Raw genomic sequence first — 20,755 nt, forward strand, 5'->3', positions numbered from 1 at the left:
TAAATTAACATAAAAACCGAAAAAATGTGCGGTTTTTCCGTAATCCAAAACCACCTCCGATCCGTACCTTTATATAGATAATATTATTCAGTCTTAGTGTATTTTTTAGTCGATGTTTCACAATATGTCGACCGTGGAAATCCTATATCCAAGTTTATATAAACGACTTAATCAAAGTATTAACAATTTAAATTTTTCTAAAATGAAAAAAATAATAAAATATTTCGCATTTGCCATACCTGTGTTCGCACTGTTGTTTACAGCATGTGAAAAAGAAGAGGCAATTGAAGATGTTTCAAACTTTAGTGAGGAGATCATCATCAATATGAACCAACTGGAAAACAGAACGCTCGTTGACGATAAGGAATTATTAGATGCAATTAAGACTTTAGATATTGATGTCGGAATCGTTTCTAAAGGCGAATTTCACTTACCAGATGGAACAACTGAAGAAAGGATTTTTATTGGTAGCGATATTACCTTTACCAGAGCAGAGTTAGATCAACTTATTGATGGAACTGATCCCAATAGCCGTCAGTACAGAACCTTTAATTTAGTAGAAGGAAACAACCGTACTATTGATATACTAGGTTATACCGGTGGAAGCCAGGCATTGTCCACAAAAGCTCGAACAGCTTTACAAATGGCGGTGGATAATTTTAATAATTTAAATATCACTTTACAATTTAATCTCACTTTTGGTACCAACTATCAAGCGGCCGATATGGTTGTTTATGATAATTCTGTAAATAATCCGAATGGTACAGGTGGTGTTGCTGGATTCCCAAATTCAAGTGGACAAGCCAATAAGTTTGTGCAGATTTATGGGATTGAGCAATTTTCAACAAATGTAAACGAACATGTGATTACTCATGAAATTGGTCACTCTGTTGGTTTTCGTCATACAGACTGGTTTGACCGTTTGAGTTGTCCGTCTTCATCTCAAGGAAATGAAGGCTCTGGATCGGATGGAGCTGTTCACATTGCTGGTACTCCAACGGGTAGGGATGTGTCTTCGGTAATGCAAGCATGCTTTTCGACGAGTGCAAATGGAGAATTTAACGGCAACGATGTTACAGCATTGCTGGCAATGTACCCTCAAAGTACAGCTGGTCCTTGTGATGGAGTAGACGAGTGGCAAAGTGGTAGAAGCTATAATATTGGTGACCGTGTTACATATTTTGGGAATTTATACGAGCGCGTGTCAGGTGGATGGAGTAATTTGGGTCCTTGTAATTAATAACGAGCTAGATTAATATACCAATCAATTAAAATGGATTGTTTGATTTTACTCAAACAATCCATTTTCTTATGTTTTAATTTCAGGATTATATAAATAAAAAAATGATTTTTTTAAAGATTTGTATATACTGCTCTTTTTTATATTTACTTAATATTTTTTAACTTTACATAAATTCCGATATATTATGAGCACTAAAGAAAAAGTTGAATCTGATGTTTTGCTTGCAGAGGAAATTGTAGAGCAGAATGAAATTGTTTTGTTCAATGATGATGTCAATACGTTTGATCACGTTATTGATACCTTAATTTACGCTTGCGATCATATGCCGGAACAAGCAGAACAGTGTGCTTTATTGGTGCATTATAAAGGCAAGTGTACGGTTAAAACTGGTGAATATGATGATTTAAAGCCAAGATGCTCCAAGCTATTGCAAGCTGGATTAAGTGCAGAAATTGTTTAATCAATATAATTTATAACATACAAAACCTCACAGGTATTTCACTTGTGAGGTTTTTCTTTTTTATAATGTTGACGGACAAACAAAATCCGTAGTGGGCAAATCTGTTTTTTTTATGGCGCCAAAACCACCTGCAATATCTACTAATTTATCATAACCTCTAGCTTTTAGAATAGATGCTGCAATAACCGAACGATAACCGCCTGCACAATGTATGTGGTAGGTTTTGTTTTTATCGATTTCATTCATTTTCTCATTGATAAAATCCAAAGAAAAATGTTGTGCATTTTCCAAGTGCATAGATTTATATTCGCCATCTTTTCTAACATCGAGGACGTTTAGGTCATTAGACTTTGCGCGATGTGCAAATTCGTTAGCCGAAATAGATTCAAGTGTGTCAATGTCTTTTCCAGCGGCTTTCCAAGCTTCAATTCCGCCATCCAGATACCCTAAAGTGTTGTCATATCCCACTCGTGATAATCTTGTTACAGCTTCTTTCGATTTTCCTTCTGGAGCCACTAATATAATGGGCTGCTTAATATCTGTAATCAATGCTCCAACCCAAGGAGCAAACGAACCATTTAATCCAATAAATATAGAATTTGGTATATGACCTTTAATATATTCAGATTGTGGTCGTACGTCTAATACCAAAGCTGATTCATGGTTTGCCATTGCTTCAAACTCCTCTGGGTTTAATGGTACGTTGCCTGTTTTCAGAACATTATCAAAAGTATCATATCCCATCTTGTTCATCATTGCATTTTTTGCGAAGTATTGTGGAGGAGGAGCAATTCCATCCAAAACTTCTTTTACAAATTCTTCTTTGGTCATATCCTCTCTAAGCGCGTAGTTGGTTCTCTTTTGTTCTCCCAAGATACCGACCGTTTCTTTACTTAGGTTTTTTCCGCAGGCAGAACCTGCACCATGAGCAGGATAAACAATTACATCATCTGCCAAAGGCATTATTTTGTTTCTAAGGGAATCGTAAAGCATTTCTGCTAAATCTTCTTTGGTCAAATCAGACTTAATGGCCAAATCAGGTCTACCTACATCTCCTAAAAACAAAGTGTCTCCAGAAAAAATAGCGTGATCCTTTCCGTTTTCATCTCTTAATAAATAAGTGGTAGATTCCAAAGTGTGGCCTGGAGTATGAAGTACTTTCAAAGTGACTTTTCCGAGTTTTAATTCTTCACCATCCTTAGCGGAATAAATATCATAATCTGTAGAGGCGCCAGGACCGTAAACAATCTTAGCTCCAGTTTTGTTGGCTAAGTCTACATGGCCTGAAACAAAATCTGCATGAAAATGAGTCTCTAAGATATATTTTATTTTAGCATTGTTTGACTGCGATTGGTCAACATATTGCTCAATTTCACGAAGTGGATCAATTATAGCAACTTCACCTTCGGATTCAATGTAGTAAGCACCTTGTGCCAAACATCCTGTATATAATTGTTCAATTTTCATCTTAATATGTTTTATACGAAGTTACAAAACTTCAATTTTTTGGTCTGTTACAATTGTCACAAACTGTTAAATCAGTTCTTTATAAATGATATAGATAGCCATAACTAGGGTAAAATATCCAAATCCTGTCTTTAATTTTTTGCCACTGAAATATTTTGAGACATATCCACCGATAATTATTCCAATAATCGAAATTGACGTAAAAATCACTAAAAAAGTCCAATCGATATCTAGATTTGAAACATCTCCTAAAAATCCGATTAGTGATTTTATAGCAATAATTAATAATGATGTGCCAACGGCTTTTTTCATTGGTAACTTTGCCAATAGTACCAAAGCAGGAATAATTAAAAAACCTCCTCCAGCACCAACAATACCAGTTAAAACACCAACTATAAAGCCTTCAGCGGCTATCAAGAGGTAATTAAATTTGGGTTTAATATCTTTAGAATTTTCAATATCTGTACGCTTATCTCTGATCATTGAGAAACTGGCCAATAACATAATAATGGCAAAAAGCACCATGATAAATATGCTATTGGTTACCTCAAAATCACCTATGCTAAAAACCACATCGGGAATCATGTGTACCAAAAACCGTCGCGTCACATAAACTGCGATAAATGCAGGAATAGAGAAAATAATGGCTGTCCTTAAATCTACCAACCCTTTTTTAAAATTTTGAAATGCGCCAATAATCGCCGTGATACCCACAACAAAAAGGGAATATGCTGTCGCAACTATTGGGTTAAGGCCAATAAAATAAACTAAAATAGGAACAGTTAAAATTGAACCACCACCACCAATGAGTCCTAGTACCAAACCAACAACTAGCGCACCTAAATATCCTAAGATTTCAGTCATTTCCATTTAATGAGGTAATTTATTTTTAAATATTCCATATACAAAGGTGCCTAATAGAGCTGCTGCAATAACAATTAGTATTGAAAATGCGCCAGTGCCTAATAAAATGTACATAGGTCCAGGGCAAGCGCCACAAAGTGCCCAGCCCAAACCGAAAATTGTACCTCCCAATATATATCGTGTAAAACTTCTGTCTTTTAATGGGACATTAAGTTCTGAACCTTCTATTGTTTTTATGTTTTTCAGTTTTGATACCTGAAGCAGTACAACACCTGTTAAGATTGCTGTACCAATAATCCCATACATATGGAAGGATTGAAATTTAAACATTTCAAAAATGCGATACCAGGATACGGCTTCGGATTTTACTAAAACTATTCCGAATAAAATACCAACTAAAAAGAATTTTATATACTTGCCCATATTAAAATAGAATTGGATAAATTAAATGAATCATAATAAGGCCACCTAAGAAAAAGCCAATTACGGCAATAAATGACGGTATTTGCAAACTACTTAATCCGGTTATGGCATGGCCAGAAGTACAACCACCTGCGTAGCGTGTACCGAAACCAACAAGAAATCCTCCAATAATAAGAATCAATAGCCCTTTTAAGCTAAGCACATTGTCCCAACTAAATAATTCTGGTGGTAAAAGACTTTGACCTGCATTTTCAAAACCTAAAGCGTCCAAATCCTTTACGGTATTTTGGTTTAAATCAATGTTAATAGGATTTGATAACAGAAAATACGCGATAAACCCTCCAACAATTGCTCCGAGAACAACAATTAGGTTCCAACGTTGTGATTTCCAATCGAATTTAAAAAAATCAGAATGCTTGCCTGCACCACCAATGGCACATAGTGTCCTTAAGTTAGAGGACATGCCGAATGTTCTTCCAAAATAGAGTAGAAGATACATAACGATAGCTATCAAAGGCCCAGAAACGTACCATGGCCATGGCTGTAAAATATAATCCATAAGTTTAATTTGACACAAAAGTATGATTCTAGAGTTAAATCTATGTGACTAAAGTTACTTAGAAGTCTACAACTGTAATTTTATTTCTTCCCAATTCTATTTTTGCTTCATTTTCTAATTGCTTAAGAAGCCGTGAAATTACAACACGTGAAGTATGAAGATCTTCGGCAATTTCTTGATGGGTAACAGTTAAAACGGTAGAACCTGATAATTTTACGAGGTCGGTTAAATGCTTAAATAAACGTTGGTCCATTTTCATAAAAGCAAGAGTATCTATGGTTTCCAGCATTTCATCAAAGCGAATCTGATAACTTTGCAAAATGAAATTTCTCCAGCTCTCATTAGTATCAAACCAAAGTTTCATATTTTCTATTGGAATCATTATTACCGTAGCATCTATATCTGCAACCGCACGTATTTTGCTCATAGAGTTTGCCATACAACACGTAAGAGACATAGCGCAAGTGTCACCAGATTCCAAAACGTACAGTAAAAGTTCGTCGCCATTATTGTCCTCTCTTAAAACCTTTATATTTCCTTTTATTAAAAGTGGAATGAAATTTAAGTCCTGTCCAATATCTATAATAATATCATTTTTCTGAAAAGATTTAAGAAAAGCAACATGAGTGATGTTGTCAATAATTTCTGAATCAAATAGATAGTGAAAAGGTTGAAGCGTTTCTGTAGAAATCATACTTCAAAAATAATCATTTACAAATTTGAAATAAATAGTTTGGTAGATTTTTAATTTATGTAGTATATTTGCATCCCAATAAAAAGGCCTCGTGGCGCAACTGAATAGCGCACTTGATTACGGCTCAAGAGGTTACAGGTTTGAATCCTGTCGAGGTCACGAATAATTAGTTTCAAAAAGAAAAACGCCAAGCTAGCTTGAGCGTTTTTTTTGTTGAAACTATTTTTAAAGCGGAGCGCAATGGATGCGATAGCAATCCTGGGTGCTCCGCTTTGTTTTGAATACAGGTCTTGCTATAATCTAAAATAGTTATAACACTGTGCTTTCTGTGATTAACTGTTTTAGTTTTTAACAGTATCTATTTTTAGGTGATCGGTGCGCTAGCTTTATAAATAACGGCAGAATTGGGTGTTGATATGCTATATCGGCTTCCTGCAATTAAAAATGCAGATTGGCCTTTGTGCAAACTCAATGATGTAGTTCCCTCAATAATTTCTACCGTACCTTCAATAACGATTAGTATCTCAGCTGTCTTGGTTTTAGTTTGATATACATCTATTGCGGAAATAACTATTTGGCTAAGTTCAAAGTCTGGAACAGGGCTTTTATAAATACGCTCTAAATGATTCTTTTGTATTTGCCCAGACAAAATATGTGGTTTAGTTTCTTCAAATTTAATATGCTTTAATAGCTCAGGTACATCAACATGTTTTGGTGTTAAACCTCCACGCAATACATTGTCTGAATTGGCCATTAACTCCATGTTCTGACCTTCTAAATAAGCATGCGGAATTCCTGCATCCTGAAAAAGAGCTTCACCTTCATCCACTTTCACGATATTAAAAAAGTAAATGGAATAGATTCCTTTGTCTAAAATAGTTTTGTCTTCTGAAGTATCTACCGCTTTGGCTGACCAATAATCTGCACTCGATTTTTCTAGTTTTCCAGATAAATAAAGTGGCATTATTCGATCAACTAACGGTTGCAATATTTTATTGCTTTCCTCTTGGGATTGTTCCATCACATGTTTATAAAGACCCAAATATCCTTTTTCTTCAAAAACAGTTAAAAAATGATTGAACTCTGGCGTGCTTCTTAATACTTGTACCAACTTTTCTTTGGGCAAAAAACCATGTAATAACCAAAACTCACTAAGTGCCACCATAATTTCTGGCTTATGGTTATCGTCTTTATAATTTCTATGTGGTGCAGTTAAAGGTATTCCCTCTTCGTTTTCGCGTTTATATCCTTTTTCAGCCTCTTTTTTTGAGGGATGTACTTGTATCGATAGCATGTCATTGACATCCAAAACCTTGAATAAAAACGGCAATCTCCCAAATTTCATCGCGATTTGATCTCCCAAAGTTTGATGGAGATTTGAATTTATATAATCATTTAAGGGTTGATCCCCTTTTGATGTTTTTAAGATTGAAGGCGCATTCACGTGAGCACCAAGCCAATATTCCGCTTTTGGTTCTACGTTTGATTGTAGTCCTAACAACTCAGGTATAAAGTCAGTTCCTCCCCAAGCATAATTTTGTATTACTCCCTTTACTTCAAATAATCTTTGAGTCATATTTGTCCTTCTTTCTGCGATATTAATAATTTATTTATAAATGGTAATTATTTCTTTCAACCTAATATTTTCGCTTGTAATCCCAATCTAAATGCAAAATCTTTTAGATTTCAAGATATATTGGAGAAATGCATCAACATAAATAGTTCCGGATTTTGCTTCACCTTGTTCGATATTGACAAAGTTACCAAATGCACAAAACGATAGCTCATTTAAACCTATCTAGTTTTAGTTAATTTGAATTCTCAGTTTAAATCACTCAATACTCAATAGGAAGTAGCTTTCTTAGACTTCAATTTTAATGACACATGTCTTAATATGTTTTTAATTGCTGAATTAGGGCACTCGACTTATTTATTTCGCTATTAAATTAATAAATGATATTTTTCAACATTAAAATTTTGAAAATGAAAAAATGTTTACTACTACTTGCATTAATAATATTAAATTCATGTGCAGTACACCAACGCTCAAACATCCAATCTAACGAAGAGTTTGTTGTGGAAATGAAACGCGCCAATACCAGAGGTGGACTCGTAGAAGCAGTGCTACAAGGTGTGTTTTTTGGTGCATCTTATTTGGCAGAAAAATCGTCAAAATCCTTAACGAGTACTTACTCACAATCCATATCGATCAATAACTATTATAACACAGATTTAGGCGACGTAGAAAAGACCTATAACGAAATTCATATTAAAAAATTCTCAAAACCGACAGACCTGAACGAAAAAGAAAATATGAAAACTCTTATTACGGAAGAAGTGAGTAACATGCCAAAATCCCGTGGTAATAATGCAGCTTTAAGCCTTAATGATGTTATTAGGATTGAACAAGATGATTTATTGAATTTTCATGCCGTAATTGAATTAATCAGCGATCCTCAAAATCCAGGAATTACAAGATTGAGTTTTAATCAGCTGCGTGTGTTTTTCTCAAAGACAAAAGTTTATAGTGATGAGGATCTAAATGCAAAAATTTCAATTGCTATAGAGGGACAGTGGCGTGGTGAGGACGGAACTCCAAAAAATGCCACCTTAATTGAACAGGAATACGATTTTAAGAAACTAAAATACGGGGTTAAAAATCTTATAGAAACACCAATTTTATCTCCATGGTACTACGATATTCCAATTACAACTCAATTGGATAAAAACGATAAATATGGAGTTGTAAAGGTAAATGTAAGATTAGAAGAGTACGAAGGTAATAAGAGCAAATACATCAATAAACTGCCAAGTATGCTCAGTGATAACAAAGATGCTATTATAAGCGATGGTGCTTCCGCAATTGAGAAAATCGCAAATTAATTTGCCTTATGAGATATTCTGTTTTATTAGTATTTTCTTTAATATGTAGCCTAGTCTCTTCGCAGCAGAATGAAACAATAAAGTTAGAGTTCACAAAACTTAATTCTACAGACCGAAGTATTTCTGCACCCCAAACCGAAAAATACATTCAACTTTCAAAAGCTACTTTTTTACCAAAGGATCATTGGATGGTTTTTAATACTGCTATCGGAAAAAATGGTCTTGCAGGATACAACCATCAAATAAAACTATATAGTCCAGGTACGTTTCAAAATCGATTTTCAAAATTGGGCTATAAAGGATATTTGGAGGCCAATCACCGAATAGTTGATTTTGGATCTTCCACTTTTAAATACAATAAAACTAATGGAATCCATCCGTTTTATGGTTATAAAATCGCAAAAAGCAATGAGTTTGTCTACGGATTTTATGCTTACGATTTGGTGGAGGATAAAATTAGAGCCATCAGTAACTTTGAAACTTCCCAACGTCAAATATTAGACTATAATGCAAGCGATAATCAATTGCTTCTGAGCTTGAAAGAATTTTATAATTCAGGTTATACCGAACCTCAGGAATTTGTTTTGCTCAAAGGAAATGAAATCACCAAAATCGAAGGTAAATACAAATTCGGAAAATTTTCAAATGATGGTGATTACCTGCTATTGATTTCGGATAAAAATGAATTGCTTTTAAAAAAATTGGATAGTTTAAAAACGATTCTAAAAGAACAATTGGTAGATGGAGAATACTACATTAACAGTTTTGGAGAGAATGAATTTTCCGTTGGAGTCGATTTTTATACCATAGATTTCGGTAAATGTAATCAGGAATCCATTATTATATTCAAAAATGAAAAAGGTGAACACCAAGCACAAAAAACAGATTGTGCCTTAATCACAGATATTGCAACAAAAGGTGAAGATAAGGTTTCAATGATTTCTAAAGGTCTAGGTCTCTTTTTGGAAAATAAAGTGATGCCTTACGAGCTGACCGAATTCCCCGAACAGATTTCTTACAATAGTGATGGCTCAAGGTTGATACTCAGCTTCAATAATGGTAAAATTGAGGTGTTTAATCCACAAACAAAAACTGTTTTGGGAGCTATGCAACATCCTACTCCAGACAGTCACGTCTATTACGATGCTCAAGGTAATTATTTTAGCAACGTTGACCCTGAAGATTATCTAAAAGCCATCAAGAATGACAAATCGATATCATTTAAAACTATTGAAAACACTTATTTCAGACCAGAAAAAATACTAAAAATTTTTGGCCATCCAAACCCTGAATATGTTGCTTTATTAGAACGAGCAATGGCATTAAAAGCCAAAAACAAATTTGAAATTGCCAATGTAGAATCTAATGAAAGTAAACAAATACCTGAAGATAAAAAGGGAGATTTGTATTTGCTTTCGGTCGGAGTTTCGGAGTATGAACAATCTGATTATAATCTCACTTTTGCAGACAAAGACGCATTGGATATGGCTAAAATATATGGTAAGTTATCCGAAGATGATTTAGCTGAATACAAAACCAAGTTTTATGGTAATCAATTCATTTTACATAACACCAATGATGCTATCGCAGAATTAAGAAAGTACTCTGGCAAGTATAATAGTTTACATGAGTTACATCCTTTAACAACTGACGGCAACTATTGGCTTGAGGCATCGAATGACTCATTCTTAATTTGGAATTTTAAGTCAGAAAGCATCCAACCTATTGCAATGCCAAAGGATTTTAGTATGGGTGTTTATAATTTTGAACCTGTGCTTTTTGCCAATCCAGATAATGATGGATTTTATCTGAAGACTAATAATAATGAGTTTTTTGAATATTCGTTTTCAAAAGAAAGATTCAATAAAATAGAAATCCCAAAATCTTTGGCCGATCAGGATATTTCCACAAATGATTTGGTGCTGCTAAAAAACAATAGATGGGCACATTTTGCATCCAATTTTGATGGAAGTAAAAATGAAATTCTAATAACATTTGGAGAAATTGATAAAGAGGATGTAAAATATCAAGCATTTAATCCTAATGTATATAAGTTAAATCCACAAGATAATAGCAAAGTCATTGATTCGGCCGATATATATTCTACACAAATTAAAGCACTCTCAACAAATGGCGCACATTTGGTTTATGGGGATTTAGAAGGGCATTTGTTCTATAAGGATTTAAGAATAGAAAATGAATTACCTCAAAAACTAAATATAGAAAATCTGGAATCTTCGGATGAGGTTTCAATTTCTGATGATGGTCAAACCCTTTCAGTTATAAGAAGAAACTCAAAAGTCTCTGGATTCAAAATTGAGAATTATGATAGAAAGGGCGATTTGCTCGATACTAGTATAATAAAGGAAAATGTAGTTGGTTTTTCCAATTTTGATAATAATCCGAAGTGGATTTCTATGACGGATGCTTTGGTGAAAGAAGAATTTATAAATCCCGATGATTTACTGGAAAAGGCGCAGCCAGTTTCATTTACTAGTGTAACTGTGAGGCATTTAGTTAATGAGGGGGCAACTTCAAAATCTATAGTAAAAGAAATTAAAGAGGTTTTTAAAAATGCAAAACCTGAAGATCAAATAGTTCTATTTTTGGCTGGGCACGGTGTCTTGGATCGAGAATTAAATTACTACTATGCAGCTCACGATATGGATTTTAACGATGTAAATTCTAATGGTTTGGGTTTTAGAGCTATAATCGAAAGCCTTAATAGTTCCAAGGCCAACAATAAATTATTGCTTATGGATACTTGCCATTCGGGTAATACTCTAGATATGGAATCTGGTCAGGAAATTTCGGCAACTGGAAATAATGGAATAGGGCAAAGAGGTTCTAAATCCAGAAGTACTGAAGATCCAAAACCTGAATTTAAATTATCGGATATTGTGTCGGATGTTTTTGAAGATTTCTTGTCTAAAAGCGGTATTACCGTAATTTCCGCATCATCGGGAGAAGATGTGGCCTATGAGAATAAGGCCTTAGGCAATGGAGCGTTTACAAGTGCATACATTGGTTTGTTAAAAACTAAACTTAAAGCTGGCGGTTTTGTGATTACTAAGGAAGAATTAAACAATCCAATAACACTGACCGATACCGATATTACTGAGCTTTTAAAACGGGTCAATATTTTAACTAACGGCAAACAAACACCAGATTTGCGTGAATTAAATAGTGAGAGTACGCTAAAAATGTGGTAGTTATTGGGATAGTATATATTTGTCAATTGTATTTTGGGTGTAAAAATCCTTAAGTTTGTTTGAGCGTAGTAAATTTTGGTCAACTCGCCTTCGGTAATTTTCACTGCTATTTAAATCGCCAATAAATTGTGCATAAACAGCAGCTAAAAGCATATCAGGATTGTTATCTAATTTCGTAAGATTTTGATAATAATAATTGGCATTATCTCCAGCGTCTGCATCAATGGCGGCTTTCACCATAGTTTCTAAAAGAGCAATATTCAATTTATTGGAATTGTCTTTGTGCAGTGCTGGTAATGCAACCTCCAATGCTCTTATAGGTTCGCCTTGTAAGTACAGAAAATTAGAATAGACTACAGCAGTTTCCGCTGAGTTGTCAATCGTAAATGCTATGCCGTAGAGTTTTTTTGCTTCTGCAGGAGTACCAAATTTTAATTTGTTTTTTGCCATGGTTAAGACAAATTCAGAAATTTCTTTTTGGCGCTTACCAAAGACGTCAGAATTTGATGAACGTACTAAATTATGTTGTGCATCTTCAATTTGATTAGTTTCCAGTTGGCTGTAACCAAGGTTTTGAGAACTCTTTACGTAGGTAGGATCAATTTCAGCTACTTTTTTATAGGCCTTTATAGCTTCAGAATAATTGCTTTTAGAAAAATAGGTTTGTCCTAAAAGATGATAAAAATCTGGAACATCATTAGTCTTTGCAATAGCCTTGTTTAAAAGGGCTATTGTTTTTTCCTGCTGGTTTTCGGAGTTGTAAAGATTGACCAAAGCTTCGTAAGCCGGAATGAAATAATCGTTTTTTTCTATAGCTTTAAGATAAAATGCTTGCGATTTTTCAGCATCATTAAGTTGTTCCTTGTTATAGTTGGCGTAATGAAAGTAAGGTTCTGGACTATCTTCATTAGCGTCTATGGCTGCTTCAAAAGACTTCTTAGCACCCAAAGGCTTACGCATTGAAGATAGTAGCCAACCACGACCAGCATAAGCTTTAGCATTAAAAGGATCTATGCTTATTGCTTTTCTGTAAAGTGAATCCGCAAGACGTAATCGAGATAGTTTAGATTTTTTCAACCTTAAAAAATCAGCATATTCAAAATATACTATGGCATTTTCAGGTTCATAATCTATGGCGTTGAGTAATAATAACTCTGCTTTGTCTTCTGGTATTTGGTTGTCGGTGATATAATTTAATAGACCATACCCAATAAAAGTATTTATGGAGTCTGTCTTTACCGCTTTGTTGTAATATTCTAAAGATGCTTTTGTATTACCTTTTAATTTTTGGATGTTGCTCAGTCTTTGTAACGTTTGTGTGTTATCCTTATCCAATGCTAAGGCCTTTTGGTAGTAAGTTTCTGCAATGGCATATTTGCCTTGTTTTTCGTTGATTTCTCCTAGTTTTAAATTGGAGTTTAAACCCTTTTCACCTAAAGCTATATTGAGGGTGTTTTTAGCATCTTCAAACTGATATTGATCCATAAAATTGTCGCTGATACTAGTAACAGGTTTCTCCCATGTACCAATTAAATTTTTCGCTTTGTTGTAATGGTAATATGCACTGTCGTAAACTTTTAGTTGATTGTAAACTTCACCTAGCGCATTGTGGATATAAGCTGCTCTAGGTTCTAGCTTTATGGCTTGCTGAAGCTGACGTTTTGCCCTTGGAAATTTTGAATAATTCTTGGTGCGAATAATAGCATAAGCTTCTAATAGCAATTGTGAAGCTTTAATCCGTTCTGTTAAAAAACCATCTTCACCCATCAGTTCCAAACAAATTTCAAGATGTTTGGATTGTTTTGTAAACTCCTTGCTAGAGGGTAAATTTTTGGTTCCATCTATATATAAGTTGATTAACTCTTGCGCTTCACTAGATAATAACTTTAGTAACGTACTTTTCATTTTGTCGGTAACCGTCTCTGGAACTGAGGCATCATTTACCGAGGATTTATAAATTTCATAAGAGCTAGAGCTTTTTCCATAGTAAGATTTTCGTTCAATGGCATCTTTAAATTTTTTAATGGTTGTACCAGCGGTTTTATCTTTTAAATCTGTTTCTGTAATGCCTCTGGCAGCCAGTTTCTTGGTGTTTTCTATAGCCTCGCTCAAGGTTTCAAAAGCGATGATGTTATCACTTGGTTGAACAGTTTTAAAAACGGCCCTATCATTTTTGGTTCTTACAACAGGTGTTTGGGTTTTATTGTGTTTTTGAGCCACTGTTGTATTGACGTTGTCATAGAGATAATCATCAATTTCCCTAAAAATAATGGTGTTGTCTGTATTGGCATCTGCATTTCCAGCCAATCCTTTGACCAGATAATAGGTGAAATATCCATGTTTTAAATCGCCACTTTCGTAAGACAGTTCATTAGAACCACAACTTAAGAATTTTGAAGAATTCTCAAACATCGCCTGTATCGTTCCCATATTTTTTTGGGTTCCGTCTTCAAAAACAAAACCAGATCTACAAGCATCTAGAATAAGATAAACCTTAACGCCTTTTGTAGAAAGATTGTTAATCACGGTATTGAGTAAATTGAGCGTAAGCACACCACCAGAATAATACTCTTGGTGCGCGTTGGCATCTGATGCTAAAAGAAAACCTTCCTTTTGCCCAAAGTCGTCAACCACATCACCATGACCTGCAAAATAGAGGTAAAGCACATCATTTTTTTGTGAACTATTGAAAAGCTGCTTGAGCTCTTGTACAATATTTAGTGCAACGGCATCTTCATTAATAAGGAGTGTGATGTTGTCATCTTTTATGCCTTCTACATCACTTAAATAATTTTTAAAAAGAGCGGCATCGTTGTCTGCATACTTAAGTTTTAGGGCATCTTCCTTGTAATCTGAAACACCAATAACCAAAGCTCGTTTAGTGCCTACAACATCAATTTCTGTTGAGGTCGCTTTAGAACCGCGAGAATCTTCTTGGGAAAAAACTGCGGTTGCGAGAAATAAAAATGTATAAAGTAGGGCTTGTTTCATTAGTTAAATATAGATATTATTCAAATAGTACAAAAGCAGCCCATTTCTCTGGGTTGTTTTTGTATTTGGTTGACATTTCTAGTTGTGTATTTCTAAACGCAGTTCTTATGTCTTGTCCGCTAAGCCAATTGCTGTAAAACTGTTGCATAAACTCTGAGGTTTCTTCATCTGGTACTTCCCAGAGGCTCATGATTATGATATCCACACCAGCCATTTTAAACGCACGTTGTAGGCCATAAACCCCTTCGCTACCATCTATATCGCCAAGACCAGTCTCACAGGCACTTAAAACCACTACATCCGTTTTGGATAAATTTAGATTAGAAATTTCTAAAGCGGTTAAAATACCATCATCATCGGTATATGGGTTGTTTCCATTTTTCCATGCATAATTTGCCCCAGCAAACAATAATCCTGAACGTAGTAATGGGTCTTCGGATACTTTATAAAGATTGTTTTGTGAAGAAATTATAACATCGTCTAAATCATTTTTTGGATTCTCAAAAAAGAAACCATGAGTCGCAATATGAATAATATTCGGGCTATTGCCACTTAGTGCTTTAAAAGCTGTTTCGGTGGCATCTTTACCAATTAGATTTGAATAGATTTTTCCACTTTTTGAGAACAGGTTCTCTACGGATTTTACTTCTTCAAGTGTACCTTGTAAGTACGACCAATTAGAACCTAAACTCCGTGTGCCTGACGTATTTCTAAACGCAGGTATATTAGACGTACTTTTTGTGTTATCTATTTTTTGATTGGTCGGTACAAAATCGTAATCTACGCCACCGATAAATATCGTGTTTTCTGGTGTTGGTTCAACCATTTTTTCAGTGAGATGATACGTGTTACTTAACTGTATCAGATTATATTGGCTTGCCAAAATCGGTTGCTCTTCGGTATCTAAAGCTGCAAATGGAATTTGATTCAGCAAACCGCTTGGTGAATAATAGATGGTTTCAATACCAACTAAATGCTCCTCAATCGGCGCCCAAATAAGTTCGTATAATCCTTTAGTAGTTGAGGTGCTTTTGGCTTTTGATCCTCTGGTTTGGTAGAGAATGTTGGGATTTTTACTTTTTAATATGGCTTTTAAATCTTCTTCTTTAAAGAGTTCTACCACCTTTGGCTGGTCCCAATTTTTATGAATAAGGTAGACACTATAAACTATTTTATTAGTTATATTTTTACCATCACGTTCTTTATAATTCACAAATTCCAGAGCAATTTCTTTTTCAGATAAATTGGATTGAATCGATTTCCAATCTTTATCAAAATTGTCAACATCACCTTTTCCCTCCTTGCTATAAATTTTTACCAATTCTGTTTCCAGATTATTGATTTGGTTTTGTATTTGACTTAGATTTTTGTCTTCTTTTTCGGGACTTCTATTTAATAATTGATCCCTTTGCAGTCTTAAAAGCCTATAATTTTCAACTTTTTTTTGAATGTTTTTATCGGTGCTTTTGGATAATTCAGTTAAAACGTCTTTAGTGGAATTTAAAAGCAATCCTTTAAATAATAATTGATTGTTTAAACCCAGCGAAATTAAGTTGGGATTCCTAAAATTTTCGTTGAATACTGAGTTATTTAACCATGAAAGTGTGGTTTCGTAACGTTTTATAAAATCCTTCTTTTCTTTTTCGCTTCTATAGGTGAAGATGTCTTTTAATTCTACTATAAAGCCAGAATAATAGGCGTTATAATACTCTGTGGCTAATTTTTCGTCTTTCAACAATTCATAATTAACGGCTAAATGAAATAATAGCTGATTGTATATGTCGCTATTTTTTTTGTTGAATTTTAACAAAATTGGCTCAGCTGTTTTCAACAAAGTCAACGCTTTTTGAAAATTTCCACTTCGCATCAGAGCCACTCCTTGTTGTATCAGTGTAGTAGAGTAATAGTAGCTTTCAATACCATAATTATTCTTAAAATTATCCAAGGCAACATTTAAATTGTCGATTGCGGCTTCATTTTCTCCCAGATAAATTTGTGCTTCGGCAATATTGGTTAGCAAATTACCATAGAGATAGTGTCCGTCTTTTAAGGATAATTTATATGATTCTAAAGCTTTTTCAAAATATGCTAAGGCAGTACTGATATTATTTTTCATGTAGTAACTCAGTCCAATATTGGTGGCTATTTTTCCGTAATCAATATGGCCTTTTCCTACTGTGTTTTCAAGTATTTTAAAACTCTGTAATTGAATTTCTAAAGCGTTATCTACTTCGCCTAAAAACTGTAACGTAAGACCTTTACCAGCTAAAGCCAGTGCCATCCCGTAAGTTGTGTTTGCATTGTTGATGTTGTATATATCTATGGCCTTATTGAATACATCCAAACTTTTTTTAGATTGTCTTGTGGTATAATAAAATTGGCCAAGGTTTAGTAATTGTTTCGCATAGGCTAAACTTGTTGGGCCTAATGTGTTTTCAAAAACATTCAAAGAAGCATTGAAGATATCTTCTGCTTTAAAATAGTTGCCCAATTCAATTTGCAGATTACCATAATTCATTAACGTCATGGCATAATCGGGATGGTTTTCACCAAGAATTTCCTTTTTTCTATCGAGGATATTTTCATAGATTTTTTCTGCTTTTTGATAATCGTCGCCTCCTGTGTTTTGATAGACCAATGCGAGATTATTTTCTACATTTATTGCATTTATCGGCATTTGATCAGGTAGGGTTGAGTGCAGGTTAATGGCTTCTAAGTAATAATTTTCAGCTTCTTCGTAATTTCCTGTAAAATAGCTGAGTTGGCCTAAATTATTTAATAGTTGAAAGTAATTAAGCGTGTTTTTGCTATTGATATTGTCAAATGTGTTTTTCGCAATATCCAGATGGTGCTTCGCATCTTTTAAATTTTCACTTTCCAAATAAAACAGACCAAAATTATTCTGCTGGTTGGCGTAAATCTCATTGTTTGTTCCTAAGGTTTTAGAAATAACTTCAATATTTTCAATATAAAGTTTTTTTGCTTTTTCTGGTTGATTGGTTTTGAGCAAGGCATTGCTATAATAATCAATTAAGGTGGCGTAGAGTTGTAAATTTTCAGGTTGCTTGTAATAAGGTTTTTCAACAATGGTTTTCAATTGAGAAACGGCATCTTTGTAGTTTCCAAGCCTTACTAAAGCTACGCTGTTTAAGTATATAATGTCCGGAAGATTTATGCTTTTATCGTTTTTTAAATAATCAATGAGTGCCGTGGCTTTAGTTAAATATTTACTGGCCAATTCGTGATTGTTAATGTCAAAATAGTAGTTGCCCAAATGATAGCTTATGTAAGCATAGTAGTCATTTTCGGTGCTGTTTATATTACTGAAAACAAGAGCGGTATTAACAAGTGTATTGTAAAATTTATCTTCTAATCCTGAATTTCTATAGTGAAACGCCAGGCTAAAAAGCTGTTGACCATAGGTTAGGCTTTGTGTTTGTCCGTAAGTTTTTAGCTTGTCGATTAACTCTATACGAATATTAATAGCTTCTTGCAAATCAAAAAAAGCGAGACTTGTCGCCAGATTAGCTGTTGCTTCAGTGATAAATTCTTCATAATCACCATTGAGCTGTTTTATTTGTTCGATGGCACCTGTAAAATGAATAGATGCTTCTTTGTATAGGTTCAGATTAAAAAGCACCAAAGCCAAATAATACTCATTATCTACGGGATAAAGTTGGGTTTCTGCATCAGTGCTAAAATCAATTTGGTCTATAACCTCAAAAGCCTTTTTAAAGTGAATTGCGGCATTAGTATAATCTTCGGCTTCCATTAGATTATAGCCTGAGTTGTATTCTTCTAGCCAATAATCAAAAATATTTTTTTCTTGTGCTTGAAGGTTGCAAACACTTAGAATTAAAATGAATATGATTTGAGAGAGCCATTTCATAATTTAGTCACGTTTTAAGAAGATGAATTCTCCTCCCTCATGATTGGCATTTTTTATGACACCATATTGCGGAATGTTGTCCGTGTTTGAAAGTACTACTTCTTGTATGATATTAAATAGGTCACTGGCCTTAATATAGCCTTCTATATTTTCAGAAAGTGCTTTTAAAATATATTTAATAAATACACTTTCATCAGGTACTGGTTTATCTAAACCGCTGGTCATAGCATTTCGACCATTTTTGGTCAATAATTTTTTTATAACGGGAGAGGTTTGATCAAGAGTTACATCTCTGTTGTATTCAAAAATTGAACCGCTAAAACACGCATCGCTAATTAATAAAGTGTGTTTTGTCTTTATGTTGGTGATGTAGTCTTTAATGTCCAAATTGGACATCCATGAACTTTTATTATCCATTTCTGCATCAGATGGTAACCAATAACCACGTTTAAAGCCAGCATCGTAAACACCATGACCTGCGTAGAATATGAGCAAATGATCAGTAGGTGAGCTAATTTCGTATAAATTATGTAAGGCTTTAAAAATTTCCTTTCGTGTAGGATTTTCAAGAAATGTTACGTTTTTTTGGTCAAATGCGTAGTTTGAAGTCAAGATAGTTTCCAGTTTTTTTGCGTCTGCAATAGGGAAACTTAAATCTTTAATCGCATCGTCATTATAGTCTTGCTCTGCGATAATCAATGCACGATAAGTAAACTCAGATAATGGATTTTTTTTAATCAACTTCGGTTCTGAGCCTCGTAAGCCTTTACCAAAACTACTGTTTGAGTTTTGGTTTTTAAGTTGTGCCTTTAGTTCTAAAATTTCAGTTTTTAAAGCATTGATTTCAAGCGTTTTTTCTGTGTTTTCTTTTCTAAGAAATGCGATTTTTTCTGCATCGGTCATTCGTGCAAACCGTTTAGCTTTTTCTGCTGCCTCATCTCTTTTTTTAAATCCGCTTAATTTCAGGCTTTCGTCGCTTTTTTCTTTATTTATGAAACTTGAACGTAATAATTTCTTGTATTGTTCTAGAAATTCTTCCGCTTCATCATCATTGCCTAAAGCAATATGTAAGTCTGCAACTTCTTTGAGCTTGTTCATGTATTCCTCATTGAGCGGATCGTTTTGGGACATTAAAACTTTTAGTTCTGAATAAGCGGACTTTAACTCTGGTGAAGTTTTTGGTTGATAATGGTCTATAGAAACATCGTAGGGCATATGTTGATTTGAGTCAACAATATTATAGGTGAATTGATAAGTGAACATTTCCGTATAATAGTCCTTTACAAAATCGAGAGAAGCATCATCTTCGTTTTGTATAATAGGATTAAAATTAATAGGCTCTGCGGAAGCAAAACCTTTAAGTATAAGTGTTTCATAAGGTGGGCCAAATTGAAAAAGGCAGGATTCAACAGTTAGTGTTTCACCGGCTTCAATGCGTCGTTCGCTGCCCAATAGTGCACAGTTCACGTTGGGTACAAAAGAGCTGATTTCACCTCTGGAATTAATCTCGATAATACTGAAATATATAGGATGATCGGATAAATTAGAAACTTCAAGAATGGCAGCGTCTCCATTGGTGTTAAAATTGATATTTCCGTTGGTTTGTGAAAAATTCTCAATAGGAATTTCGCCGCCCATATCACCATTTTCATAATATATGGGTTTGATCCTGAAGCTGAATTGATAATCCGTATTTTTTAAATTGAGTTTTTTAATTTTGAAACCATTGGCAAATTGCGAAATGCTCTCGTTAATGAGCTGTGCTGTTTTTTCAGGTTTAGAATTATCTAATTTATAAATAACTTGATTTTCTGGCAGCTTGGTCAATGCGTAGTAAGAATTCTCAAAAGATAAGGACAAGTGGCTTCCATTAGGTTCATCTTTTAACCCTCCTAAGTAATTGCTTCTTAAATGTTTTTTGATGTCAGACTTTAATATTGGATCTTTAACGGACTCACTAAGATGCACTTTTAAACCTACTGAATTGTATGATGGTGCAGGGGCAGCTACATCCTGACCATAACATATTACTCCTAAAAATATTAAAAAGTAGGCTACTGTATTTTTCAT

General features: G+C 34.2%; 13 protein-coding genes and 1 tRNA gene. 5 read left to right on the top strand and 9 right to left on the bottom strand.

What is annotated here, in order from left to right; translation table 11 throughout:
• Nucleotides 1-202: 202 nt before the first annotated feature.
• On the top strand, nt 203-1,240 hold the full coding sequence (locus tag HM983_RS11465; protein WP_179345576.1) for a M57 family metalloprotease: 1,038 nt from the start codon (nt 203-205) through the stop codon (nt 1,238-1,240).
• A 187-nt stretch (nt 1,241-1,427) separates the two neighbouring features.
• Nucleotides 1,428-1,703 (top strand): ATP-dependent Clp protease adaptor ClpS, encoded by a 276-nt coding sequence (locus HM983_RS11470; RefSeq protein ID WP_179345577.1) that lies wholly within the window; start codon nt 1,428-1,430, stop codon nt 1,701-1,703.
• Nucleotides 1,704-1,763: 60 nt separating this feature from the next.
• Here the strand turns inward: HM983_RS11470 and HM983_RS11475 are convergent, their stop codons facing one another.
• The 5 genes from HM983_RS11475 to HM983_RS11495 form a co-directional block, all read right to left on the bottom strand.
• Entirely contained in the window at nt 1,764-3,170 is a 1,407-nt protein-coding gene (locus HM983_RS11475; protein WP_179345578.1) for an MBL fold metallo-hydrolase, read from the bottom strand.
• 66 nt (nt 3,171-3,236) lie between these two features.
• Entirely contained in the window at nt 3,237-4,040 is an 804-nt protein-coding gene (locus HM983_RS11480; RefSeq protein ID WP_179345579.1) for a sulfite exporter TauE/SafE family protein, read from the bottom strand.
• A complete protein-coding gene (locus HM983_RS11485) occupies nt 4,041-4,457 on the bottom strand; it encodes a DUF6691 family protein (RefSeq protein WP_179345580.1) in 417 nt (138 codons plus the stop codon).
• Between the two features lies 1 nt (nt 4,458).
• Complete coding sequence (locus HM983_RS11490; protein WP_179345581.1) at nt 4,459-5,016, bottom strand: YeeE/YedE family protein; 558 nt, start codon at nt 5,014-5,016, stop codon at nt 4,459-4,461.
• Between the two features lie 58 nt (nt 5,017-5,074).
• Nucleotides 5,075-5,710 (bottom strand): Crp/Fnr family transcriptional regulator, encoded by a 636-nt coding sequence (locus HM983_RS11495; protein ID WP_179345582.1) that lies wholly within the window; start codon nt 5,708-5,710, stop codon nt 5,075-5,077.
• A gap of 85 nt (nt 5,711-5,795) precedes the next feature.
• On the opposite strand from HM983_RS11495, the gene HM983_RS11500 reads away from it, so the two are divergent.
• A tRNA-Arg gene (locus HM983_RS11500) sits at nt 5,796-5,869 on the top strand.
• Nucleotides 5,870-6,074: 205 nt separating this feature from the next.
• On the opposite strand, the gene manA is transcribed toward HM983_RS11500, so the two are convergent.
• A complete protein-coding gene (gene manA, locus HM983_RS11505; RefSeq protein ID WP_179345583.1) occupies nt 6,075-7,286 on the bottom strand; it encodes a mannose-6-phosphate isomerase, class I in 1,212 nt (403 codons plus the stop codon).
• Nucleotides 7,287-7,693: 407 nt separating this feature from the next.
• Here manA and HM983_RS11510 point away from each other — a divergent pair, with 407 nt between their 5' ends.
• Both HM983_RS11510 and HM983_RS11515 read left to right on the top strand, forming a co-directional pair.
• Nucleotides 7,694-8,593 carry a hypothetical protein gene (locus tag HM983_RS11510; RefSeq protein WP_179345584.1) on the top strand — a complete coding sequence of 300 codons (900 nt, stop codon included), beginning with the start codon at nt 7,694-7,696 and terminating at the stop codon, nt 8,591-8,593.
• 8 nt (nt 8,594-8,601) lie between these two features.
• On the top strand, nt 8,602-11,805 hold the full coding sequence (locus tag HM983_RS11515) for a caspase family protein (RefSeq protein WP_179345585.1): 3,204 nt from the start codon (nt 8,602-8,604) through the stop codon (nt 11,803-11,805).
• Here the strand turns inward: HM983_RS11515 and HM983_RS11520 are convergent, their stop codons facing one another.
• From HM983_RS11520 to HM983_RS11530, 3 genes are read right to left on the bottom strand one after another with little or no spacing between them, the layout of a single operon-like run.
• Nucleotides 11,806-14,796, bottom strand: a complete 2,991-nt coding sequence (locus HM983_RS11520; protein ID WP_179345586.1) for a caspase family protein — start codon at nt 14,794-14,796, stop codon at nt 11,806-11,808.
• Between the two features lie 16 nt (nt 14,797-14,812).
• Nucleotides 14,813-18,685, bottom strand: coding sequence for a CHAT domain-containing protein (locus HM983_RS11525; RefSeq protein WP_179345587.1), 3,873 nt, complete (start codon nt 18,683-18,685; stop codon nt 14,813-14,815).
• A 3-nt stretch (nt 18,686-18,688) separates the two neighbouring features.
• Complete coding sequence (locus HM983_RS11530) at nt 18,689-20,755, bottom strand: caspase family protein (RefSeq protein WP_179345588.1); 2,067 nt, start codon at nt 20,753-20,755, stop codon at nt 18,689-18,691.

The organism is Winogradskyella ursingii (assembly GCF_013403975.1).
GTDB classification, from domain to species: Bacteria; Bacteroidota; Bacteroidia; order Flavobacteriales; family Flavobacteriaceae; genus Winogradskyella; species Winogradskyella ursingii.